This window comes from Colwellia sp. MB02u-9, assembly GCF_014077085.1.
Lineage (GTDB): Bacteria > Pseudomonadota > Gammaproteobacteria > Enterobacterales > Alteromonadaceae > Cognaticolwellia.
The window spans coordinates 183,362-208,652 of the sequence record NZ_JACGVF010000095.1 but is presented as its reverse complement, the minus strand read 5'-3'; the positions used below and the strand labels follow the sequence as shown (position 1 = coordinate 208,652).

Sequence of the window (25,291 nt, the reverse complement as noted above, 5' to 3'; positions counted from 1 at the left end):
AATTTAATCATGGGTATTTCCTCTTGAATTCAGGCAATTTTTTACTAAAATATAAAGATGATGAGGACCATTTACCTTGGGAAATATGGATAAACAGCATAATCAAAACAAAGTGAATGAAAAAAAAGCCAGTGAATTAGTCCTCGCTAACAAAGTACTGGCCTTGCAAAATAAAGAGAAAGATAAGCGTATTGATGAATTAGTGTTAGCTAATCAAGAAAAAGATAAGCTTGTCGATGAATTAGTGCTAGCGAATCAAGAGAAAGATAAGCGCGCCAATGAATTAGTGCGAGCTAATCAAGAAAAAGATAAGCGCGCCAATGAATTAGTACGAGCTAATCAAGAAAAAGATAAGCGCGCCAATGAATTAGTACGAGCTAATCAAGAAAAAGATAAGCGCGCCAATGAATTAGTGCTGGCTAATCAAGAGAAAGATAAGCGCGCCGATGAATTAGTACGAGCTAATCAAGAGAAAGATAAGCGCGCCGATGAATTAGTGCTAGCTAATCAAGAGAAAGATAAGCGCGCTAATGAATTAGTACTAGCTAATCAAGAAAAAGATAAGCGCGCTAATGAATTAGTACGAGCTAATCAAGAAAAAGATAAGCGCGCCAATGAATTAGTACTTGCTAATCAAGAGAAAGATAAGCGCGCCGATGAATTAGTGCTAGCTAATCAAGAGAAAGATAAGCGTGCCAATGAATTAGTGTTAGCTAATCAAGAGAAAGATAAGCGCGCCAATGAATTAATTTTAGTCAATGAAGAGCTTGATTTTTTACGGGGACTTTTTAAAAAATAGCACTGTTGTATTTAGAGTTTAAATTTACCTTCTCATTTAATTGATTGTTTACTAAAAATAACTAGGACTATTTATGTTTAAAGATAATGATCAAAAACATAATCGACACGAAGCGAAAGAAAAAAAAGCCAATGAATTAGTCCTCGCTAACAAAGAACTAGCCTTTCAAAATGAAGAGAAAGATAAACGGGCCGAAGAGTTAATTCTTGCCAACCAAGAGAAAGAAAAACGCGCAGAAGAGTTAACGCTTGCCAACACAGAACTGGCCTTTCAAAATGAAGAGAAAGACAGATGGGCCGAAGAGTTAATTTTAGCTAACCAAGAAAAAGACAAGCGGGCCGAAGAATTAATTCTTGCCAATCAAGAGAAAGATAAGCGCGCTGAAGAGTTAATTTTAGCTAACCAAGAAAAAGACAAGCGGGCCGAAGAATTAATTTTTGCCAACCAAGAGAAAGAAAAGCGCGCAGAGGAATTAACGCTGGCTAACACAGAGCTGGCCTTTCAAAATGAAGAGAAAGACAGGTGGGCTGAAGAATTAATTTTAGCTAACCAAGAGAAAGACAAGCGTGCTGAAGAGTTAATTTTTGCTAACCAAGAGAAAGATAAACGAGCTGAAGAGCTGATTTTTGCCAATAAAGAGAAAGACAAGCGTGCCGAAGAGCTGCTTCTAGCCAATCAAGAGAAAGACAAGCGGGCTGAAGAGCTGCTTCTAGCCAATCAAGAGAAAGATAAGCGGGCCGATGAATTAACGCTTGCCAACCAAGAGAAAGAAAAACGAGCAAATGAATTAGTGCTTGCCAACACAGAACTGGCCTTTCAAAATCAAGAAAAAGAAAAACGTTCAGATGAATTAATCCTCGCCAACGCAGAGCTAGCTTTTCAAAATAAAGAGAAAGACAAGCGGGCCGAGGAGCTGATTCTTGCTAAAGAAGAAAAAGAAAAACGTGCTGATGAATTAGTCCTCGCCAACAAAGAGCTAGCCTTTCAAAATGAAGAGAAAGACAAGCGGGCTGAAGAGCTGATTCTCGCTAAAGAAGAAAAAGAACAACGTGCTGATGAATTAGTCCTCGCCAACAAAGAGCTAGCCTTTCAAAATGAAGAGAAAGACAAGCGGGCCGAAGAGCTTATTCTTGCCAAAGAAGAAAAAGAACAACGCGCCGATGAATTAATTATCGCCAACAAAGAGCTAGCCTTTCAAAATGAAGAGAAAGACAAGCGGGCCGAAGAGCTCATTCTTGCCAAAGAAGAAAAAGAACAACGCGCCGATGAATTAATTCTCGCCAACGCAGAGCTGGCCTTTCAAAATGAAGAGAAAGACAAGCGGGCTGAAGAGCTCATTCTTGCCAAAGAAGAAAAAGAACAACGCGCCGATGAATTAATTCTCGCCAACGCAGAGCTGGCCTTTCAAAATGAAGAGAAAGACAAGCGGGCTGAAGAACTCATTCTTGCCAACACAGAATTAGCCTTTCAAAATGAAGAGAAAGACAAACGGGCTGCAGAGTTAATTGTTGCCAACCAAGAGAAAGAAAAACGCGCCAATGAATTAGTCCTCGCTAATCAAGAACTAGCCTTTCAAAACGAAGAAGAAGATAAGCGTGCAGATGAGTTAGTTATTGCCAATGAAGAGAAAGATAAACGGGCCGAGGAGTTAATTCTTGCTAACGAAGAAAAAGAAAAGCGAGCCAATGAATTAGTCCTTGTTCACGAAGAGAAAGATAAGTGGGAACACGAGTTAATTCTGGCTAACAAAGAACTCGCCTTTCAAATAAAGCTAGACGGTTATCGTTCTGAAAGGGAACGTGTAGCTCAGGAATTAACCATATTTATGGATACCGCCAATGCCCCTATTTTTGGTGTTGATGCTCAAGGTAATGTCAACCAATGGAATCAAAAGTCAGCGGCTATTACTGGCTACCAAGCCGATGAAGTACTAGGTAAAAACCTAGTAAAAGAATTGATCACAAAAGATTATCGTGAGTCAGTAAACCAAGTATTACAAAAAGCCTTAAAAGGCGTGGAAACCTCTAATTTCGAGTTGCCACTTTATACAAAAGAGAACAATCCAGTCTTGGTGCTACTCAATGCCACTACCCGACGTAATGCGAATGGCGAAGCTGTGGGTGTCGTTGGGGTAGGCCAAGATATTACCGAGCTTGATAGTTATCGTTCTGAAATGGAAAAAAAAGTAAAAGAGCGTACGCGTGAATTAGATACCATATTAACGTTAAGTCCAGATGGCTTTGTTTTAGAAAATGCCAACAATAATATTGTTTATATTAACCCCGCCTTATTAAACATGACCGGGTTTACAGAAGATAAGTTTATTGGTAAAAGTGCTAAAATTTTTAGTGACGCAATGGCAAGTTTATATAATTCAGAACTAATGGAATATACCAATATTATTGGCAACGAAGATTGTGAACATACCATTTATCTATCACGTCCGACCGTACGCATTATTAACTGTAAGCAAAGAACAATGCATGGCTTGACGGGTGAAAAAGAAGGCCAAGTCCTTTATTTCAGGGACGTAACCCATGAAACAGAAGTTGATAAGATGAAAAGTGATTTTTTATCAACAGCGGCTCATGAACTACGCACACCACTGGCCAGTATCTATGGGTTTTCTGAATTATTAATGAATCGTGATTATGATAAAAAAATGTCACATGAAATTTTTGAAACTATTCACCGTCAGTCATTAAATCTAAAGAAGCTATTAGATGAACTACTTGATTTATCACGTATAGAGGCAAGAGCGGGAAAAGATTTTTATATGGATAATCATTCGCTTAAAGAACTTGTAGAGCAGTCATGTCTGGAAGCGGAAGGTGCCTTTAAGGGCCGTAAAGTGGAGGTTAAGTCAACAGGACGTTGGCCGGTAATTTCTTGCGATATTGATAAAATGCGTCAGGTATTTAATAACTTGTTAAGTAACAGCTTTAAATATTCTCCTGAAAATGAAAAAGTACGATTAAAAACCAGCGAAAGAGAAAAAAATGGCATTAGGCAGTTTGGTGTTAGCATTATCGATAACGGTATAGGCATGACACCTAAACAACTTTCTCGTATTGGAGAGCGGTTTTATCGAGCAGACGACTCGGGTGCAACACCAGGTACTGGTTTAGGTGTGTCATTGGTTAAAGAAATTGTCTCGATTCATACCGGAGAGGTTGAATTTTCTAGTGATAACGAAAAAGGAATGGTGGTAACTGTGTGGTTACCCATGGTTAAAAATTAATAGCTTGAGGAATGAACGATGAGTCAAAAAAGAATTTTAATTGTTGACGATCAAGGTGAATTAAGAAAATTAGTCCGAATGACACTTGATTTTGGTGATTATGAATTACATGAAGCAGAAGATGGCCATCGTGCATTGGCATTAGCCAAAGTGATCCAACCCGACTTAGTTATTCTAGACGTAATGATGCCTGGTGAAGTTGATGGTTATCAGGTCTGTGAACAACTAAAACAAGACAGTAGTGTAAAAATTCCATATGTGATGTTGTTAACAGCGCGAGGGCAAAAGTCTGACCTAGAAGAAGGAGAACGTGTTGGGGCAGACAGCTACCTTGTTAAACCCTTTAGTCCATTGGAATTAATACAAAAAGTTAATAGTGCATTAACTTAACTATAAATATATCTACTAGAGAATAGAGAATAATCAAATGTCAGTTAATCATTTTATTGGTAATGAAATGGATTCGCTTGTTAAAAAACTTGCTGCAACGCCAACAGACATAAATCTTGTCTGGGACGTCGTTAAAGTTATGGAGACAGAAAAAGAAGACTTACAAGCTCAGCTTTTTTGTTATGCACAAGACATTCAAAAACTACTTGCTGAGCGCGATATAGCGGCATTGAATGAAAATGAAAAAAATGCTGCCTATAAACAATTAGAGCGATTTAATCATGATTTTATGATTTTGATGGCGCAAAAAGAAAAATCATATCAAGCGCTTGAATCATCTCATCTTGATACTATAAGACGTTTAGCGACAGCGGCAGAATTTAAAGATGACGATACCGGCGCGCACATCCTTAGAATGAGCCGTTTTTCTTCCATAATTGCGCGTGCTTATGGTCAAGACGAAAAATACTGTAATCTACTTGAGCAAGCCAGTCCTATGCACGATATAGGAAAAATAGGTATACCTGATGATGTTTTGAAAAAACCGGGTAAATTAACTGAAGCAGAATGGGTATTAATGCGTAAGCACCCCGAGTATGGCGCTAATATTTTAAGTGGTTCAGACGTTCCTGTTTTACAAATGGCGGAAGAAGTCGCATTAGCACATCATGAGAAATTTGACGGTAGCGGATACCCCTCAAATTTACAGGGTGAGCAAATTCCTTTAAGTGCCCGCATTGTTGCTTTGGCAGACTTTTTTGATGCCCTCACCATGGATAGATGCTATCGCCCGGCATTCTCTGATGAAAAAGCACTTACTATGGTGAAAGAAAACAGCGGCACGCATTTTGATCCCAAGGTTGTTCAAGCTTTTTTCTCTGTCAGTAATGACATTATTAATGAACGCGATAGAATTAATAAGGAAAATTAAGCTTTGTTTGCGGCTGTAAGCGTTTTTATACTTGGCTGTTTTTTGCCTATAAAGTAGGTCTCCTCACCAACGAAACTGTTATAAATTAACAGTTTTATCTCAGCGATAGATAACACAAAAAAACCTGATAGCAGCTAAGTCTTAGCAGCACAGTCTTCGGCTGTTTTAACCATAGGTTACTCTACAGAGTTGATTGTTGTCAGTGCTTAGTATACATTTGGTGTATGCGGAAAATGCGGAAAATTCAGAACAAACAGAAAGGAGCAAGATTGAATGCATCAAGTCACTGATTTAAAAGTGAAACACTGTACCTCAAAACAAGCAGCTAGTTTGTTAGAGGTAACAACACGAACGATTCAGCTTTGGTCAGACTCAGGGATATTAAAGGCTTGGAAGACAGTAGGTGGACACAGGCGCTTTAATCTAGAGGATATTGAAGCGCTTAAGGCTGAACTTAAGCAAGAGACTAACCCTGCTGTCGAGCACAAGTTAGTACGTGTTTTAGTTATAGAAGATGAGCCTGATTTAATTATGTTGTATAAAATGACTATTGAAGGTTGGAATTTACCTATTATTTTACAAACGGCTAGCGATGGTTTTCAGGGCTTAATACACATAGGTGCATGGAAGCCTGATATTGTTATTACCGATATTCAAATGCCAAATGTAAATGGTATTCATATGTTAAAAAGCCTGGCCAAAATGGAAGAATTTAACGACATGGTGGTTATGGCGGTATCAGGATTATCAAAAGCAGAGATTACTCAAAAAGGTGGCTTACCGGCAGGGATACCTATTTTCACTAAACCCATTCCATTTGATGAAATTGAAAAAATCATTAATCAGCAATGTAAAACACTGTTAAGTAGTTAATCACTATGAATAAATTATTTGTTAAACTTTTATCCCAACTTAGCGATGGCATTGTGATGTTTGATATAACAGGTAAGGTATTTTTTAGTAATTTAAAAAAATTAGGTTTTGAAGGCGTTGTGGTTGGCAATAAAATAGCCGATAACCGTGTTATGGAAGCCGTAGCTGAAATGCACACGAGTGAACTAGAGCAAGTAAAAGACATAAAGTTAAAAGACATAAAGTTAAAAGACATAAAGTTAAATGGCATTGAGCAGGTTGAAAACAACAACCATACGCTTATCTTTCATGAAGAAAATATGTTTTGTCTATATATTAGAAAGGAGCTTGAAAGAGTAAAGTATCAGGGACTACAAGATAATATGTTTAAACTGATTAATCATGAATTACGTACCCCTATGCAAGCCTTTACAGAGGGAGCATTTTTTCTTTCTGAGCGACTTAACACAGACGAAATCAAGGAAAAAAATCTTGATGCTCTGATTGAACTAACCATTAACAGTGCTAAAGAAGTAACAAGCAAAATGGAAAAGCTGCTTGAGTTGTCCGAAACTTATGGTGATGACCCCATGCGTAACAAAGAACGTATAAGCCTAGTTGAAGTGACTCGTAGCGCCATTAACTCACTTAGCGAAATGAGCGCCAGTAAAGGTATTGTTATTAGACTCAAGCAAAAAGGCGAGATTATTGGCAATTTATACGGTAGTTTTGGCTGGCTAAAACGTGCGATTACAGAATGTGTGCAAAACAGTATTGAACATAGCCATAAGGGCAGTGAAATTCATTTGCAGCTTAAGCAAAGTAGTCATTTTGCCCATATAACTATTCGTGATTTTGGACGAGGAATTTCACCAAAAGTAAAAAATACATTATTTGAACCCTTCATTGGTGGCGGTGATAAAGAGGGTTCTAGCAATCAAGGTCTAGGTATTGGGTTAAGTTTAGCTAAAACCATTATTAAAAATCATGGCGGCAATATAAAAAATGTCAATCTAAAAAATGCCGTACAATTTCATATTGAATTGCCGACCGGTGGTGAAAAATCGTCGACTAATGATTTGGATATACGCCAATCACAACTATATGCCCGCGATATGGCTTTACTGATGAACAGAGACAAGTCATAAATTTCAAGCGTTATGCCACTATCCTAAAAGATGCTCATCCTTTAAAAATAAAGGGTTTTTGATATGAAACAGATCATAATATTATTAACAATCGTTTTTGCTACCCCTATGGCCCAAGCGGAAAAAGTATTAAGCTTAGGCGTAGTACCGCAACAATCTGCGTCGAGTTTGGCTAAAGTATGGGTGCCATTGGCAATGTTTTTGTCGAAAAAAACAGGTGAAAATATTCGTTTTGCCACCGCACCTACTATTCCAGAATTTGAAAAGCGCGTAGCGGCGGGCAGGTATGACATTGTTTACTTAAATCCATATCACTATACGCTATTCAGCAAATCTATAGGTTTGCGAGCGATTGCAAGACAAAAAGATAAGCGTATTCAAGGCATTATTGTTGTAGCGAGTGACAGTGAAATATCAAATCTAGCTATGTTAGAGAAGGCAGAAATTGCCTTTCCTGCTCCTGCTGCATTCGCCGCAACTGTGCTGCCACAAGCCAACTTAACCCTACGTAATATAGCTTTCACACCAAGGTATGTGTCTTCTCATGACTCTGTCTATGCCGGTGTTGCTAAAGGTTTATTTGTGGCTGGTGGCGGTATTGTTCGCACCTTATCTACTTTGCCTAAAGCGCTGTCAAATAAGTTAAAGATAATATGGCGTTCAGAGGGCTATACGCCACATGCCTTCGCTGTAAGCTCAACAATAAGTCCTGAAGCTGCAGTCAAGATTCAAAACGCTTTAGTGTCGTTAAATGAGCAAGAAGAAGGCAAAAAAATTCTTAGCAAGTTAGGTTTTAATACCGGTATTGTGAAAAGTACTGATAGTGATTGGGATGATGTTAGGGCACTTAACATCAAGATAATAAAACAATAAAAGAAACTCATACCCATGTTTAAATTATCATTCAAAATAAAAACCATTATTGGTATCGCACTTATCGAAACTTTTTTTCTATTGATATTGGTGTTAGAAAGTCGATCAATTTTATATGAAACCATTGAATTTGACATCAAAGAACGTGCACACAACATTTCTACATTATTAGCGACAGCATCAGTAGATGCCGTTGTTTCTGAAGATATTGCCACACTTGAGTCAATTGTAGAGTCAGCAATGATAACCTCGAATATTCTTTATATTAAGATACGAGGTTTAGATGGAGTATTAGCAGAGCGAGGTGAGCAAGATTTTTTAGATCGTAAATTTAAGGCCGATAACTCTATCGCTGAAAGTGAAATAGACCAAAGTTTTGATACCTTTTCAGAGATATTTGTTGAAGGTTATCGATTTGGCCGTGTGGAAGTTGGACTTTCTTTAGCAGAGCAGAAGGCCATAATTAAAGCCGCAACACATAGCTTAACCACCATAGCGCTAATAGAACTAATGTTTGTAGGGCTATTTTCATTACTGCTTGGCATAACACTGACCAAACGCCTTATATTATTGCAGGAGGCGGCGGTCAAGATGTCTCAAGGTGAAACGGGTTTGCAAATTCCTCTTGCAGGTAATGATGAGCTAACAGATGCATCGCGGGCTTTTAATTTGATGTCGACTAAAATTTCAGCAGTCACTCAGACGTTGAAATCAGATAATGCTCGCATGGATGCCATCATGAATACCGCAACAGATGCTATTTTCATGATCAGTTTAGACGGTGTAGTTCACTCTATGAATAGAGCGACTTATGTTCTTTTTGGTGTTCAAGAACAAGATATTATTGGCCAGAGTATGTTCGATTTTATTCCTGAACTACATTTATTTGACATAGAATCTTCCACAGTTAGGCATGTACAGCGTATTAATGGCGTTACCTCTAAGGGGAAAAAAATCCCCCTAGAAATTCATTCAAGTGGCATGGAGTTCAATAATCAACACTATATTGTGGGTGTAATACGGGATCTAACGACTATAAATCAGCTCAAAGTTGAATTAGAAGCGGTATTTAACTTAAGTCCCAATGGTTTTTTAATTCTTGCTAAAGATCTGTCTATTTCATATGTGAATCCAGCGTTCTACGCCATGTTTTCGTTAGTAACAGACTGTTTAAATGATCATGACTGGGAATGTTTTAAGGGGGTAATCGCTAAATCAATGGATCATGAACAGCATAAAAATATGAAATTGTTAGACGAGTTATACACTGAAAATATTTTGTATTTAAAATTACCGGTAGAAAAAATATTACGTGTCTCTCGACAAAAAATAGACAAAACTGATGTCGACTCTTCAGATATATTATTTTTTGTTGATATTACGCATGAAAGCATCGTAGATAAAATGAAAAGTGAGTTTTTAACGTCAGCGGCACACGAACTTCGCACTCCTTTAGCCAGTGTCATGGGTTTTAGTGAACTGTTAACCCTTTGCGATTATGGCCCAGAAAAAACCAAAGAAATGGCCGGAAGTATCAATAAACAATCAAAGCGTCTCAAACAGATAGTGGATGACTTAATCGATGTTGCCAGTATAGAAAATAAAACGCTGGGTATGCTTGATATGGTTCAAGACACCTTAAAAATAACGCTAACTGAACTCTGTGACGAATTTTCTGGCAGTGATAACTTTCATACTATCGACTTACAGCAACCAAAATACTGGCCTCTTATTGAATTTGACTCATCTAAAATACGTCAGATTATCTCTAACATATTGAATAATTCATACCGATATTCTCCAAACAACTCGGTAGTGAAAGTTTACACCACAATGAAAGTAACAGAAGAAACATCAGAATTTGGGGTGATAATTGAAGATAACGGCATAGGAATGACAGCAGAACAATTATCCCATGTAGGTGAACGGTTCTACAGAGCTGATACCTCTGGAAATATACCGGGCACAGGATTGGGCATAAGCTTAGTTAAAGACCTTATAAATATGCACAACGGACGATTTGAAATAACAAGTACCATTGGACAAGGCACAATTGTAACGCTTTGGCTGCCTAATATAATCATGAATCACGCCAAGCTAGATAAGGTCTTATGATGAAACTAAATATATTAATACTTATCAGCCTGTTGCTCCTGTTAACTGGGCCAGCGGCTCAGGCCAGTTCAGAAATTGAAACACTGATAGATATGCTGCATCAAAATGGGACTATCAGTGATGCGCAGTACGCTCGCTTACAAGCTGAGTTAGGAGAGCGTAAGGTAAAAAATAACCAACAAGTCGTAAGCCTAAACAAACAAGGGGTACAAGCGAAAAAATCGTCTGATGTTGAGGTGTCAGTAAAGGGGGCTGTAAGCGTTAAAACACCTGATGGTGCTTTTACAACAAAAATTGGTGCCCGTGTTATGGCCGATGCCGCCGCTTATAAAAATGACAATAACACCATGGGTGATGGTACTAAAATCAGGCGGGCTCGTATGTCATTACAAGGAAAGATGTATCATGACTGGGCTTATAAGTTTGAATATGACTTTGCGACGGGTGAAATTAAAGGTATTGCTGATGCATTTGTTGAATATCAAGGCCTAGATGCAATGTCAGTCAGAGTCGGTAATATGAAAGACCCCTTCAGTCTACAATTTCAAATGAATGCAAACTATAACTTATTTATGGAGCGCTCACTAACCAACGGTCTTAACACTGGGCGTCATATAGGAGCTATGGTATTTACCAATAGAAAAAATTGGACAGCATCCGCTGGATTATTTGGAGAAGCCGTACAAACAGTAGGCAAAGAAAAGGACGAAGGCTGGGGATTGGGTAGCCGAGTTACCTATGCGCCGATTAATAGTAAAGGTTCCTTGTTACATTTGGCAGTATCAGCAAATTATCGTGATGCAGGCGAGGTGGCTATATTGCGTTTTAAGCAACAGCCTGAAAGTAACGTGTCGGGTATTAATATCGTCGATACTGGCAATATAGCCAAGGTAGATTTTCATTCAAAATATGGCTTGGAAGTTGCGATGGTATCAGGGCCACTCTCTGTTCAATCAGAATATGTCACTGCATCGGTTAGCCGCTATAGTGCTCCCAGTTTGGCTTTTAATAGTTGGTATATTCAAACCGGCTATCTATTAACCGGTGAATCACGTCAATATAGACAAGGTAAGTTTGGCAAGATAACACCTAACTTTAGTGTGGGTAATGGTGGTGTAGGTGCTTGGGAACTTGGCTTACGTTACAGTACTATTAATTTAAATGACCAAAATATTATGGGTGGTGAAGCCAAGAGTTTAACTTTAGGTGTTAATTGGTTTGCCACTTCGACCATCAGATTTTCAGCTAACTATATTAATGTTTTACAGGTAAATGGCGGTCCTCTTGAATCTGTTCATCCTGATATAATTCAGCTGAGAAGCCAATGGGCATTTTAATCGAATTTTAATCGAATTTTACTGCTTAATATAAGTTTGGCTAGTGCTTGCGATATATAAAGGCAATCGCAAGCCTTATTTTTCTGCTGTGTGTTTATGACACGAATTAACTCTCTTGATTAATACTTGGCGTTACTAGCTCAGTTTTACTGATCACTAACTCAATGGTTGAAAAAAGCTCTTGATTTGGATATCCATCAGCAATCAGTTGATGTTGTAGTTGAAATGAGCGAATGGCATCTCTACTTTTAGGCCCCCAAATACCATCGGGTTTACCTGTGTTAAATCCCAAACTATTGAGTTGGCTTTGGAGGTTTTTCATTTGGACAACACTAAAAGGTGTTATCTGAGTTTGCGCTTTGTTAAAAAATTCGATGCCTTTAGCGCCAACTAATTTATTAGCTAATATGCCAACGGATAACGCATAACTTTTTGAAAGATTCCAGGTCATAATGACATTGAAATTAGGGTAGAGTAAAAATGCCGGCCCTTTATGGCCTGAGGGTAGATAAAGCTCAGCCTGAATATTATAATCGGGTAAGGCTTGCTGGTTGGTTTGTTGAACACCTAACTGCTGAAAATAATTCAGCGGGTAATATTGATCAAAAGCGACTTTATCAAAGGCAAAGTTTTTCGGTAATCTAACTTCTCTGCCCCAACGCTCTTTTGACTGCCAACCTATTTTATTTAAGTAATTAGCCGCTGTGGTTAAAGCGTCAACCTCACTTTGCCAAACATCTACTTTTCCATCGTTGTCAGCATCAACCGCATATTTTAACAATGCGGTCGGCATAAACTGCATATGACCCATAGCACCAGCCCAAGAGCCTTTTAGCTGCTCAACAGAGACCTGCTTACGCTCTATTAAGGTAAATAAATTTAATAATTCTAGGGTGAAAAATTCACTACGGCGTTGATCACAAGCTAAGGTTGCCAAGGCATTCAATACCGACATTTTACCCTTGTGCTTGCCAAAAACAGTTTCTAAGCCCCAAAAAGACACTAAATATTGGCGGGGAATACCGTATTCTTTTTCTAACTTATCAAATAACGCTTTGTTATTTTGTAACTTTTCTTTACCGACACGAAGATGGTAAGCACTAACTCTTGCCTTAATATATTGCTCAAAGGTTTGCGTAAACTCAGGTTGTTTTTTATCTAACGCAATAACGCGCTGAATAGGGGAGATATTATCAATAACCGTTTCAGTTATATAAGTAGAAAATCCTGCGGTTTCAGCGCGTTGCGCTAAATTCACTTTACACTGGAGAAAATTTTCATCGGCAATCGTCGCATTGGCCAGCATAGGGAGAAATAGACAGATGATGATTAATTTTTGATAACTAAAAAAATTAACACTTTGTTTAACAAAAGGGTTTGATGAGTTCATGAATGAAGCTTCCTTAGCTCAAAGTAAAGTTGAAAACGAAACTGAAAAATATAATAGCATCGTTAGATTGAAAAAATAAAAATAAAAGTAAAGAAATTCACTTGAGCATCCTGGTGAGTCCAAATAACTAGGCTAAAATAAATGCCGTTTAACGGCATTTATTAGTCGCGGCACTCTGACCTCAAACAATAAAATAAAGCTTAAATGGGCAAGGTAAGTGAGTTGAAAAGGGTGTTTTATATTATTGACAGAATAGGGCATTAATTTAATAGAATTGGTATAATTTCACCCTGAGTAATTTCTCCCTGTATAAGGCTAGTAATGTTAGCCACAAATTATCTGATATAGCCGGACTATAGCCTGACTGTAGCCTTGTGGTATATCAAGCTGGGAATACAGTTCTAATCCTAATCTAAAGGCAATGTCAGTTCATGGTAGAAAATAGGAATCAATTGCAGCGCAATTATGACCAGCAAGGTTATTTTGTTATTAGAAATTATTTCACGGTGGCTGAAATTGCAGAGCTTAGAGCCGTGGTATTAAAGTTTCATCAGTTATGGCAACAAGACAATGCAAAATTTTATCAGGAGGAGGCTTTCAACTCTTCGTTAATTACGGGCAGTGAGTATTTAGCCTTTGATGATAGGGTGCAGCTGTTTAATTTTATCAGTTCAAAAAAAATCATGGATGTTGTCGAGGCGATTGTCGCGAATAATCCTGCCTTTATGAATACGCAATTATTTTTTAATCCAGTTAACCCCAAACAAAAAGATTTTTGGCATCGAGACTGTCAATATGATCATGATGTTGCAGGGCAAAAGCTTGCTATAGAGCAGACACAAGTATTACATCTTCGTGTGCCATTATTTGATGAACTTGGCATGGAACTCGTGCCGGGTACTCATAAGCGCTGGGATAATGATGAAGAATTTAATGTCCGCCAAGAAGAAAAAGGCAGCCTTAGTAGTGACGACCTTGCTAGTGGTGAAAAAATTAAGCTAGCGGCGGGTGATTTGTTAGTTTTTTCAGCTGATATGATCCACCGTGGTTTATACGGATTAGAGCGATTAGCGTTAGATATTTTAGTGTTTGATTCAGCAGGCGATTTTGCAGATTATGTTGATGACGATTGTTTGCCTGATAGCTTAATGTTAGATAAAATTGACGATCCCAGGTTATTTATTAATACCCTTAACTTAAAGTCGAACAGCTAATATTTTAAAAATACCCTTAGCTGTGCAGTGCTAATTCAGTGCGAGTTCAGTAGGCACTTAAAGTTAGAGCTTGACGCATGACTTTTGATTTACTCGCTGTTATGCACTACTAATGGCGTGAAAGTTAGCTGTTGTTATCAGTGGTATTCAGATAGAATTCGGCCCTTACTTTTTAGCGACTGGCAAAAAAGTAAGCGTTAACGCTCAGCAACTTCCTATTTCTTCTAAAACGGCATGAAACAAACAATGAATGATAAAACAATAGTAACTCATAACGGTAATTTTCATGCGGATGATGTTTTCAGTATCGCTGCACTTAAAAGCATTCTTCCTGCTTTTACTCTTATACGCACACGAGATTTAGCCGTTATCGCCAAGGCTGATATTGTGATTGATGTAGGTGGTGAATATAATCCAGATGCAGGCCGCTTTGATCATCATCAACGTGGCGGCGCAGGTGAGCGTGAAAATGGTATTCCTTATTCTTCATTTGGTTTAATTTGGCAAAAGTATGGTCTAGAAATATGCCACGGTGATGCAGATGTTGCTAAGTCGCTTGATACCGGTTTGGTATCAACCATCGACGCTATTGATTGTGGTCATGTTCAAGGGGTTTCAACCGGTATTAGCCTGAGCCAAACTATTTCAATGTTTAACCCAACGTGGCAAGAAGATAGTCATTTTGATCTTTGTTTTGATGAAGCGGTAGAGTTTGCCTCGCGAGTTTTAGCCCGTTTTATTGCTTCTGCAAGCGGTGGCATTAATGCTAAATCAATTGTGGCGAAAGCTGTTGAGAACGCAGCAGACCCAAGGGTTATCGTATTAGAAAAATACACGCCTTGGAAAACAACTGTTCACACGCTATCTAAAGAAGCCTTGTATGTGATTTATCCGTCGGGCTCTGGCCCCTTTAGAATTCAAACAGTGCCGGTTGAACTAGGCTCATTTGAAGATCGCAAGCCATTGCCTAAAGCCTGGGCCGGTTTAGCGGATCAAGCACTACAAGACGTCAGCGGTATTGATGACGCTATGTTTTGTCATAATGGTTTATTTATTGCCGGTGCACAATCGTTTGAAAGTGTGATGAAAATGGCCGCTATAGCACTAGCAGAATAAGCCTAGCACTTGTTAAGATAAAGTTTTAGAATGTTAAATTAACTGTATTTAAGGTAAATAAATTAGCTTAAATACAGTTAAACAACGATTTACTGCGCGTTAATAGCGGCTTGCATAGATTGCTCTGCTACTTGTTCTAACCAAGCAAAGTCTATTGTTTGGTGAGCTTCACAAATAAACCAAGGTTCGCGTGAATCAGGTTCTAGCATCACACCATTGTCGATTAAATTAAGCGCGAATTGGGTATATAAATCGCTGTTAGTTTTTTTCCAGTCACGATAGTTTTGCGGTACTTTGGCGCCAAAGTGCACACCAAACATAGCATTTGGGCCGGCAAAACAATGTTCAATATCAAACTTGCTAAAAACACGAGAAAGTAAGGTTTGAATTTTTTGCCCTACATGGTCAATAGTTTCAAGCGCATCGGTTTCTTTGAGTATTGTTAATGTTGCTTTCGCCGCACTTAATGCCACCATGTTAGCGGTATAAGTTCCGCCATGAGTTACGCCATTTTTGTCAAAAGAAATAGCGCCCATTACCTCGGCTTTGCCACCAAAAGCAGCGACAGGATAGCCATTGCCCATGGCTTTAGCGTAAGTGGTGATATCGGCGTGGATATTATATAAGGCTTGAACGCCACCTTTAGCGACACGAAAACCAGTTTTTACTTCGTCCATAATCAGTAAAGCGCCGTTGGCGTCACAGATGTCACGTAGTTTTTGCATGTACCCTTGCGTTGATGCAATAGAGCCACAATTGCCCATAATAGGTTCAATTAAAATGGCGGCTATATCATCGCCATGTTCGGCAAACACAGCGTCAAGGGCATTAAAATCGTTTAGCGGCACACTCACTTGATGTTCACGGGTGCTTTGTGGAATACCGGCGCCAAAAGGAATGATTTCAGGCGAGTTTATATCGTCTGCATCCCAGTTATCCACGTCAGATTTCCACATCACTTCATCATGTAGGCCATGAAAACCGCCTTCAACCACAACAATCTTATTGCGCTGGGTATAACCCCTAGCAGTGCGCACAGCACCAATAACCGCTTCAGTACCTGAATTGGCAAAACGCATTTTGTCGATGTTAGGACAAAGTGATTTCACTAACTCAACCACGTCAGAGTCAAGCCCGGTAGAAAAGCCAGAAATAGTACCCACATCAGTAATGGCACTAATAACAGCGTTATCAACACGTTCATCACGATAGCCTAAAATAATAGGGCCGTAGGCTAAACGAAAATCAACAAAGGTTTGCTCGTCGCAATCGGTTACTGTGCAGCCTTTCATGCTACTCAAAAATACGGTATTTTCTTCTCCCCAATAACGGTAGCTATCGGCAACACCTAACGGCATATTGGTGTGGGCTCTTTTGAGCATTTGGGTACTATTGGGTTTGTTTTTTTTGGTCATAAGAGGTTCCAATCAAACTGATTTATTTCAATATTTGGACTATAAATTTAATGCTCGAGATAATACAGGGATAGTGCCAAGTCAGGAAGCGCTAGTTACACTTTTTCGAGACATAAGACTGAAGGTTACTTATTCTTAGCCAAAGTCTTAGCCAAAGTTTACAGCGCAAGTGTTCAGTGAAAATTTCAGCTAAATTTATTACTGCACTTTAAGCCGTTAACCAATTAGTCGTTAACCAAAGCGGCGCTTTAGTATGAACAGCAAAATAAGTGCATAAAAAAAGCCCTTACCTATTACAGGTAAGGGCTTTTTAATTAGCGAACAGCTATTATAAAATTAATCTTTGTTCGCTAAAATGATCAACCTAAGGTGATCAAGCTCAGTTTTGTAAACTTAGCTACTATAAACCGAAAGTACGAGATACAGATAAAACAATGCGTGAATCTGCACTATCAAGATCCATATTGGTATCTTCAAGTGCTAGGTTAAAATCAAAGCCTTCATAACTAGTCATATATTCAACACGAGCATGATTGTACGCGTCATTACCATTCCATGACCATTCATTAACATCGCTTGATGTTGAACGATCGAAACTGGCTCTAATATTATGACCTGGTGCTACTTCAAAGGTATGAGCAATCATAGTGATATAATGCCCAGCATCAAGACCAAAATAGTCCCAGCTGTACCAAAAGTTTAATTCGGTATTACCTACTGATGAAGTGTAGTTAAACTTGGCATAAGCCTCTGGATAATTATAAGTATCTGAAGCAGAATCACCGTGGTAGGTATAGTAAGCAATACCCGCATCAAGGCCTGTTTTTTCGTCAAGTTGAAAGTAATTTCCTACGTAAACATCTAATTCAGCATTAGTGTCGTCAGCGCTGCCAAAATCTACGTTTGATGCCCAAGCGCCAGTATAAAAACCGTCAGCGCCTGCGTAATCTAAACTTGCTTGTAACGCAGGATCATTGCCTGTTTGGCTAACACCGTTAAAGGTATAGTCAGAGGTTAAATTAACGGTTGTTGATACATCAGCTAATGCCGCTGAAGAAGTGGCTAGTAAAAAACTTGTTGCTAAGGCAATAATACTTTTATTCATTATTTGTATACTCATTTAATTAGGTTACTTGTTCTAGTTTGGTAAAGTCGATTTTATTTTCTTCTGGTGAACTCTCTATTGCCGCTACTTCGTTAAATTTTCTTAACAGAATATAACCAAAGCAAGTGAAGAATAGTCCGATAACTACAGCGCCAACCCATTGGATTTGCAAGAAATCTAATTTGAATAGCAAGGTCAGTAAACTCAAGGCAATAATATTACCAAAGAAGTATTTAACTCTACCTATACGCGCTACGCCTATCTTCAAATTGTCTGTGTATAAACGGATCAATGAATCGAGAGAGTTAATGACAAAAGTAATACCGACAAATGCCATGGCAAGATTATAGAAACCAGTAGTTTCTATGCCGTTCATGCTGTAGTAATACAAGACGCTAAACCATATTGCGATCGGAATAGACGGAAAGATCAACATCGCCAGTAGTACTTGATAAGTGCGTAAACCACTGACAAAACGGGCGGTAAATTGGCCAATCATAATACTCCATGCAAACCACCAATAAAGGTAGAACTCATGATAAGCATTCATTGGCAGCACAAATTCGTGGATGCTTCCAAAGTAGCCGCCCAACATGGCAAAGGTATTGGCAAATTCGCCAATGCTTGAGTTTTCACCAAAAAATGCGCCACCCCACATTACTGCAATCAACGCGATAAAAAGCCAAGTGGTAGACAGGCTCAAAATGCGCACATAACGTATGTTGGTACTTGAATACACCGCAAAGGCGATCACCAGTAATACAATTAAGTAAAAAATGCCAACCACAGACTCACCATCACCAAGTTCTGGCATATACCAAGGTAAGTTAGACAGTAATAAATAAGCAGTAAAGGCACAGGTGCCGATAATCACAACGTTATTAATGAATTTAACCAGCGGAATTTCAAAAAATTTTACGCGCGGCTCAATAACACAAAAGTAAAAACAGGTGAGAAAGTAAAAGCTCCAAATAAGAAAGGCCCAAAAACCAAACTCAATAGCTAAAGGATTGGTGAAACCATATTCAGGACTGGTGGCTAAATCGGCGTAGCCCGCAAACTCAGTTAATGGGAACATAATAAGTCCCACATCGAGTCCTGAGGTAAATAAAATGGCAATAAAGGTGAAAGTTTTAACGGGCGTTACACCAACACAGCGAATATTGCCCCATCGATATAATATAAATGCGATTGCGGAAAAGGTAAATAACATTCCGGCTGATAACCATGTGGTCATGATAGTGTCCTTATGATGTTTTTAATCAATATTAAGATAATTAACTCCTATTTTTTTCTTATAGTTATAGTGTTCAATATCAAGCTTTTAGGTTTGAAAAATTAATTATTTTTGCCATGTTATACACCTAGGTATATAACATGGCGATGATAATTAATTTTGCTTAGAACACTGATGATTACACTTTAGTTGGTGGTGCGTTTTGCTACAGTTGAACGTTGTTGCTCTTGCCAGTTACCCGCTATGGTAACTGCGGCGTTAGATGGCGCTAACAGTGCTCGAGAGCGAATCATATCGGCGGCACGTTCAGCAACCATAATGGTGGGTGAATTAAGGTTGCCATTAGGAATTGTTGGGAATATTGACGAATCAACTACTCTCAGTCCTTCAATCCCATGTACGCGCGTTTGTGGGTCAACCACAGCCATTGCATCTGTACCCATTTTGCATGAGCAAGAAGGGTGGTAGGCACTTTCAACCGACTGGCGTACAAAACTGTCAATTTCTTCATCTGTTTGCACATGAAGGCCAGGCTGAATTTCTTCGCCACGATAGTTATCAAGCGCTTGCTGGTTGATAATTTCACGGGTTAGGCGGACACAGGCACGAAATCCTTCACGGTCTGCTTCGTGTTCAAGGTAATTAAAACGAATTTCTGGATGTACCTTAGGATCGTTTGATATCGCCTTGATTTGTCCACGACTTTTAGGCTTATTATGGCCAACATGGACTTGAAATCCGTGACCTGCAAAAGCTTCTTTACCGTCATAACGCATGGCTGCGGGTAAAAAATGATATTGTAAGTCGGGCCATTCAACACTGGCTTTAGAGCGAATAAAACCACAAGACTCAAAATGGTTGGTTGAACCTAAGCCTTTTTTACTTAATATCCAGCGCGTACCGATCAGCAGTTTACTCCACCAATCTAACTTGCCATTAAGGGTAATCGGCTGTTTGCACTTAAATTGAAAATAAAACTCTAGGTGATCTTGCAAGTTTTCGCCAACACCCGGTAAATCGTGTTTTACTTCAATATTAGCAGCTTCAAGCGCGGCTTTAGGGCCGATACCCGACAGTTGTAAAATATGCGGTGAGCCAATAGAGCCAGCCGATAAAATAACTTCTTTATGCGCTGAAATATCAACCACTTTACCTTTGTGCTCGTACCTAACACCAACAGCTTTTTTACCCTCAAGTAGCACTTTATGTACTAGTGCATGGGTAATAACCGTTAAGTTGTTACGCACCATTGCTGGTCGTAAATAAGCGTTTGCCGTTGATGCACGCACGCCGTTTTTAACCGTCATGTGCATCGGGCCAAAACCCTCTTGTTGACCGGCATTATAATCTTGAGTTTCAAAATATCCGGCTTCTACTCCCGCATCAATAAAAGCTCTGTAGAGCGGGTTTTTCATTTCATTGCCGTTGTTTACGCCCAGTGGGCCATCTTTAGCACGATATTCATTGGCACTAAATGCCCAGTCTTCTGACTTTTTAAAGTAAGGTAAACAATGAGCGTAATCCCACTCTTGTGCGCCATGTTGTTGCCATTCATCAAAATCTTTGGCGTGTCCACGTACATAAACCATGCCGTTGATTGAAGACGAACCGCCTAAAACTTTACCTCTAGGGCAATGCATACGTCGATCATCAAGAAACGGCTCTGGCTGGCTTTCAAATTGCCAAGCGTATTTTTTTGAATTCATCGGAATAGACAATGCGGTGGGCATCTGAATAAAAATACTTTTATCGCTGCCGCCGGTCTCAATGAGCAAGACATTGTTATCACTGTCTTCACTGAGACGATTTGCTAAGACACAGCCAGCAGAACCTGCACCTACAATAATGTAATCAAATTTTTCGCTTTTCATTTTAAACCTTTTTAATAATTTACTGCATGAAGACCTTTTTACGATTTAACTATCGAACAATATTTGCGTTGTTCTGTGCGTTAAAAAGGACTATCGAGTGGCTGTAATCCGATATACACCGCTTTAATTTGGGTGAAATAATTCAGCGTAGAAAGGCCATTTTCTCGACCAACACCTGAACTTTTGTAACCACCAACAGGCATCTGCGCAGGTGAGGCGCCAAAGCTGTTTACCCAACAAATACCGGCTTCTATTTGATGAACAACGCGATGTGCACGCGTAATATCTTGGGTAAATACGCCCGCGGCTAAGCCAAATTCTGTGGCATTGGCTCGGCGGATCACTTCGTCTTCATCGGTAAAGGTTAATACGCTCATAACAGGGCCAAAAATTTCTTCACGGCAAATAGTCATCTCGTCGGTACAATCACCAAAAATAGTCGGTGCAACAAAGTAGCCATCAGGTGCATTATCTGGCTTAAGTGATGTGCCACCATGCACAAGTGTTGCTCCTTCTTTAATACCAATATCGATGTACTCTTGTACTAATTTCATATGTTTAGCTGAAATTAGGGCACCAAAGTTAGTCTCAGGGTCCATTGGGTCGCCAACAACAATATTCTTTTTAGTACGTTCGAGTAGCTTTGCTATAAAAACTGGATACAGTGATTCTTGTACGAATACGCGCGTGCCGTTTGTGCACACTTCGCCTTGGGTATAAAAATTACCTAACATAGCAGCAGAAACAGCATTGTCGATGTCAGCATCATCAAAAATGATCAGAGGTGATTTACCCCCTAACTCCATAGTGACATCTTTTAGTGTACTCGCCGCAGCGGCCATTACTTTTTTGCCTGTACCGACTTCACCAGTAAAAGAAACTTTAGCAATCTCTGGATGATGGGTTAACCAAGCGCCTACTTCTCCAGCGCCTTGAACCACGTTAAATACGCCGTTGGGTAATCCTGCTTCGGTAAATATTTCTGCCAGCTTTAATGCGCCCAATGGGGTTTCTTCAGAAGGTTTAAAAATCATCACATTACCGCAAGCTAATGCAGGCGCTGCTTTCCAGCAAGCAATTTGTAATGGGTAGTTCCAAGCACCAATACCGGCGCAAATACCTAATGGTTCACGGCGTGTATAGTAAAAGTCACCATCAACAGCTTGTTGGGTTCCTTCTATGCCAGGCGCTAGCCCCGCAAAAAATTCGATAGAGTCAGCACCGGACAATACATCAACTTCTGATGCTTCTTGCCATGGCTTGCCAGTATCAAGTACTTCAATTTTGGCTAATTCGTCATTACGCTCGTGTAACAAGGCTACGGCTTTCAGTAAAATTCGGCTACGTTGCGTAGCACTCATGGCAGACCAAGTCGCAAAACCAAGTTTCGCACTGGCTATCGCTTTTTCTTTAACCTGTTCGTCGGCAACTTCAACTTGATAAATAACTTTGCCCGTTGCAGGGTTAATCACATCAAATGTTTCACCACTGGCATTATCTATATAAGTACCATCGACATAATTTTTATAACGTATTACTGACAAGTAATATCTCCATATTGGTTAATTTGTTCGTTTATAAAGTTTTTACATAATTGTTCAGCTTGGATAAATTCTGCATCAGGCCTCGGGCTTAATGCACAGCGCAGCCACAAGCCATCAATCATTGCAGCGGTTTTCATCGCCGCTATTTTTGCTACATCGTCTGCTAGTAATTGACGATATGAAAACAGCAGATTGCTATATAAGCGCTTACTATTGATATGTTGTAATCTTTTCAGCTTTGGCTCATGCATTGACTCGGTCCAAAAGCTCAGCCACGTTTTTATGGTGGAAGTAGAGCGTTGAAATGAGGTGAAGTTGGCCTCTACAACCATTTTAAGTCGCTCGGTTGCTTCAAGTTGTTGCCTAGGAATGCGCTCAAGCAAGGCTAACCTTAACTGTTCTAAAAGGTGCATTATAGTGGCTTCAATCAGGCCCTGTTTGCCACCAAAATAATGACTAATAATGCCCGAAGATAGGCCGGCAATACGACTAATAGTAATGATGGTTGTATTTTGTAAACCATACTCGCCAATCGATTCTATCGTGGCATTAATGAGTTGTTGTTTACGCAATGGTTTCATTCCAACTTTAGGCATAAGCTTCTTTGTTTTTTATTGATTGAACGTTCAATTAATATCTATACTAACGGTTTTTGATGAAGTTATCAAACTTGCTTGCAATAATAAAAATAGCGGCAGGTACCGAAACGTGTGGTTTCTGTTGTTTTTACTGCGCTATAGGTGAGTAATGGCCGCTATAAAATATATGGCATAAGTACCCTTAAAGCTTAGGGGTCTAATGATAATTTTTTAATGAATTGACCTAGATGTTGTTACTTTTACTTAAGGGGGTTTGGACTATGTAATAGCAAGTTGATTAATTATTGGCTCATTTTTAAGGGGTAAAATGAAAAAATACGACCTTATATAATTTATAAGATGCATAACTACAGACTACATTTTATTTCTCGTATTTAGCCATTTTTCCAGACAAAAAAGTAGCACACTTAATCAAATTGGTATTACTAGAACTGGCCGGGGTAAATTTTCCTGCGCTTTTGATGCTAGCGGGAGAAAAGTAGCCTTGAATAAAGTGATGAGTACATTTGTGTCTCAACAAGTTAAAAGCCAAAATAAAAGTAAAAGTAAAAGTAAAAGTAAAAGTCGTCACGCTATTCTATCTACACGTTGCTTTTTGGGCCTTATAAAAGTTATAAAAGTTATAAAGCCCAGGCATTTAGAGTTTAATGTGTTGTGTAAAGGTGTCGAGCAATTCGTCTTTTCTATGCGTGACAAAGAGTAGGGTGGAGTTACTCTCTTTCATGATCATTTTAATGATTTTCAATATACGATGGCGATTAAACTCATCTAAACCTTGTGTTATTTCATCAAGGATCAATAACAAGGGCGCCTTAATCAGCGCTCTAACAATAAGGGCTAATCTTTGTTCACCAAAACTTAACTCGTTAAATAATATTTTTTCTTTATTATTTAAGCCAACCTTTTTTAACCATTGCTGAGCGTATGTTGTTTGAAATTTTTCAGGCTGTTGATACAAGCCGATAGAATCAAAAAATCCTGACAGTACCACTGTAAGCAGATTTGAGTTTACTCGATATTGACGATGTAATTCAGGCGTGACTATACCCATATCTTTTTTGAGTTGCCAAATGCTTTCTCCACTACCTCGTTGATGGCCAAATAGGGTTAAATCATTACTGTAGCATTGTGTACAATCGCCAGTTATTAAGTGTAATAACGTTGATTTACCGCTACCATTTGGACCAGTAATTAAGGTATGTTGTTGTGGTTTAACGGTTAAATTTAGCCCCTGAAAAACGGTTTTACTTTGATAGCGCACAGTGCCATTAACTAATTTGATTAAATAATCATGCGGATATAACGCCGTGCTATAAAACTGTTCGGGCAGGGTTATTGTCTCATCATCATTTTTAAAAAAATCATCGAGCTTAGCTTGTGTATCAGCGCAATGTTGAGCGCCAATAACACTAAAGTCACCCTGTTTAATTATGGCTAATTGCTCACACCATTTGGGAATGTCGCTACGATTTCCTAATAAAAGAATGACGGTTATATCACTATTTTGGATAATGGTTTTAAACAATATCGATAAGGTTTCGCTACTTTCTTGATCTAAACTGTCAAAAGGGTCTTCACAAACAATCAGTTTTTTTTCATCTAACAGCGCTGAAAGTAAAAGCAGTTTACGCCCTTCACCTGAGCTTAATTGTCGGTAACCTGAGGTTAATAAGTGCGCTAAGCCTACTCGTTTGATCAATGGATGGTTTAGTTTATCTTGAGGTAAAAAATCTTGCACAAGTGTGCCAATATCTTGCTGATCTTTAAAGTCGCTGGTATCTATTTTTAACTCGTGTTCATAAATCTTTTGTTGTTGCTCAAAAGAAATAATAGCGATTTCATTTGGCGCAGGTAACAAGATTACCTCGACAGAATGTGGTGTTAATTCCCCCGATAATAATTGAGCAAGCTGTTGTTTACCTGAGTCATTAGTGCCCATTACACACCAAGTTTTAGATTGTCCAATAGGCCAACTCTCGATCATTAATTTTGTATGACAGTAACTTTTAATATCAAATTTATTCAAGATAACCAACTTTTTTAAAACACTATGCGCTATTATTTTCTACCACTTTGCGCTTTGCAAGCCTAATAATCGATATTGTTTTATTTCA

The 25,291-nt window shown here is 38.9% G+C and carries 19 protein-coding genes; 11 read left to right on the top strand and 8 right to left on the bottom strand.

What is annotated here, in order from left to right:
- The first annotated feature begins 85 nt into the window (after positions 1 to 85).
- The 9 genes from H4J65_RS11985 (at position 86) to H4J65_RS11945 (ending at position 11,686) form a co-directional block, all read left to right on the top strand.
- Positions 86 to 799 carry a hypothetical protein gene (locus H4J65_RS11985; RefSeq protein WP_182198336.1) on the top strand — a complete coding sequence of 238 codons (714 nt, stop codon included), beginning with the start codon at positions 86 to 88 and terminating at the stop codon, positions 797 to 799.
- Between the two features lie 73 nt (positions 800 to 872).
- Positions 873 to 4,040 carry a PAS domain S-box protein gene (locus tag H4J65_RS11980; protein WP_182198335.1) on the top strand — a complete coding sequence of 1,056 codons (3,168 nt, stop codon included), beginning with the start codon at positions 873 to 875 and terminating at the stop codon, positions 4,038 to 4,040.
- 18 nt (positions 4,041 to 4,058) lie between these two features.
- Positions 4,059 to 4,430 (top strand): response regulator transcription factor, encoded by a 372-nt coding sequence (locus H4J65_RS11975; RefSeq protein WP_182198334.1) that lies wholly within the window; start codon positions 4,059 to 4,061, stop codon positions 4,428 to 4,430.
- Positions 4,431 to 4,467: 37 nt separating this feature from the next.
- Positions 4,468 to 5,361 (top strand): HD-GYP domain-containing protein, encoded by an 894-nt coding sequence (locus tag H4J65_RS11970; protein ID WP_182198333.1) that lies wholly within the window; start codon positions 4,468 to 4,470, stop codon positions 5,359 to 5,361.
- 273 nt (positions 5,362 to 5,634) lie between these two features.
- Positions 5,635 to 6,234, top strand: coding sequence for a response regulator (locus H4J65_RS11965; protein ID WP_182138096.1), 600 nt, complete (start codon positions 5,635 to 5,637; stop codon positions 6,232 to 6,234).
- A 5-nt stretch (positions 6,235 to 6,239) separates the two neighbouring features.
- Positions 6,240 to 7,361: a sensor histidine kinase KdpD gene (locus tag H4J65_RS11960; protein ID WP_182198332.1), complete on the top strand. Its 1,122-nt coding sequence runs from the start codon at positions 6,240 to 6,242 to the stop codon at positions 7,359 to 7,361.
- A 63-nt stretch (positions 7,362 to 7,424) separates the two neighbouring features.
- Entirely contained in the window at positions 7,425 to 8,234 is an 810-nt protein-coding gene (locus H4J65_RS11955) for a phosphate/phosphite/phosphonate ABC transporter substrate-binding protein (protein WP_182185122.1), read from the top strand.
- A 15-nt stretch (positions 8,235 to 8,249) separates the two neighbouring features.
- Entirely contained in the window at positions 8,250 to 10,349 is a 2,100-nt protein-coding gene (locus tag H4J65_RS11950) for an ATP-binding protein (protein WP_182198331.1), read from the top strand.
- Positions 10,349 to 11,686, top strand: coding sequence for an OprO/OprP family phosphate-selective porin (locus H4J65_RS11945; protein WP_220465137.1), 1,338 nt, complete (start codon positions 10,349 to 10,351; stop codon positions 11,684 to 11,686). Before H4J65_RS11950 ends, H4J65_RS11945 begins: the two co-directional genes overlap by 1 nt.
- A 106-nt stretch (positions 11,687 to 11,792) precedes the next feature.
- On the opposite strand, the gene H4J65_RS11940 is transcribed toward H4J65_RS11945, so the two are convergent.
- On the bottom strand, positions 11,793 to 13,076 hold the full coding sequence (locus H4J65_RS11940; RefSeq protein WP_182198329.1) for a lytic murein transglycosylase: 1,284 nt from the start codon (positions 13,074 to 13,076) through the stop codon (positions 11,793 to 11,795).
- 431 nt (positions 13,077 to 13,507) lie between these two features.
- On the opposite strand from H4J65_RS11940, the gene H4J65_RS11935 reads away from it, so the two are divergent.
- The gene (locus tag H4J65_RS11935) at positions 13,508 to 14,290 is read left to right on the top strand and encodes a phytanoyl-CoA dioxygenase family protein (protein ID WP_182198328.1); all 783 of its coding nucleotides are present in this window, start codon (positions 13,508 to 13,510) and stop codon (positions 14,288 to 14,290) included.
- Positions 14,291 to 14,536: 246 nt separating this feature from the next.
- Positions 14,537 to 15,406, top strand: a complete 870-nt coding sequence (locus H4J65_RS11930; RefSeq protein WP_182198327.1) for an MYG1 family protein — start codon at positions 14,537 to 14,539, stop codon at positions 15,404 to 15,406.
- Between the two features lie 89 nt (positions 15,407 to 15,495).
- On the opposite strand, the gene H4J65_RS11925 is transcribed toward H4J65_RS11930, so the two are convergent.
- From H4J65_RS11925 to H4J65_RS11895, 7 genes are all read right to left on the bottom strand, one after another.
- Positions 15,496 to 16,821 carry an aspartate aminotransferase family protein gene (locus tag H4J65_RS11925; protein ID WP_182198326.1) on the bottom strand — a complete coding sequence of 442 codons (1,326 nt, stop codon included), beginning with the start codon at positions 16,819 to 16,821 and terminating at the stop codon, positions 15,496 to 15,498.
- Between the two features lie 400 nt (positions 16,822 to 17,221).
- On the bottom strand, positions 17,222 to 17,926 hold the full coding sequence (locus tag H4J65_RS11920; RefSeq protein WP_182198390.1) for a TorF family putative porin: 705 nt from the start codon (positions 17,924 to 17,926) through the stop codon (positions 17,222 to 17,224).
- 19 nt (positions 17,927 to 17,945) lie between these two features.
- Positions 17,946 to 19,163 carry a BCCT family transporter gene (locus H4J65_RS11915; protein WP_182198325.1) on the bottom strand — a complete coding sequence of 406 codons (1,218 nt, stop codon included), beginning with the start codon at positions 19,161 to 19,163 and terminating at the stop codon, positions 17,946 to 17,948.
- Between the two features lie 185 nt (positions 19,164 to 19,348).
- Complete coding sequence (gene betA, locus H4J65_RS11910) at positions 19,349 to 21,034, bottom strand: choline dehydrogenase (RefSeq protein WP_182138106.1); 1,686 nt, start codon at positions 21,032 to 21,034, stop codon at positions 19,349 to 19,351.
- Positions 21,035 to 21,114: 80 nt separating this feature from the next.
- Positions 21,115 to 22,578: a betaine-aldehyde dehydrogenase gene (gene betB / locus H4J65_RS11905; RefSeq protein ID WP_182138107.1), complete on the bottom strand. Its 1,464-nt coding sequence runs from the start codon at positions 22,576 to 22,578 to the stop codon at positions 21,115 to 21,117.
- A complete protein-coding gene (gene betI / locus H4J65_RS11900; RefSeq protein ID WP_182138108.1) occupies positions 22,569 to 23,174 on the bottom strand; it encodes a transcriptional regulator BetI in 606 nt (201 codons plus the stop codon). Before betI ends, betB begins: the two co-directional genes overlap by 10 nt.
- Positions 23,175 to 23,814: 640 nt before the next feature.
- Entirely contained in the window at positions 23,815 to 25,203 is a 1,389-nt protein-coding gene (locus H4J65_RS11895; protein ID WP_259367602.1) for an ATP-binding cassette domain-containing protein, read from the bottom strand.
- Between the last annotated feature and the right edge of the window lie 88 nt (positions 25,204 to 25,291).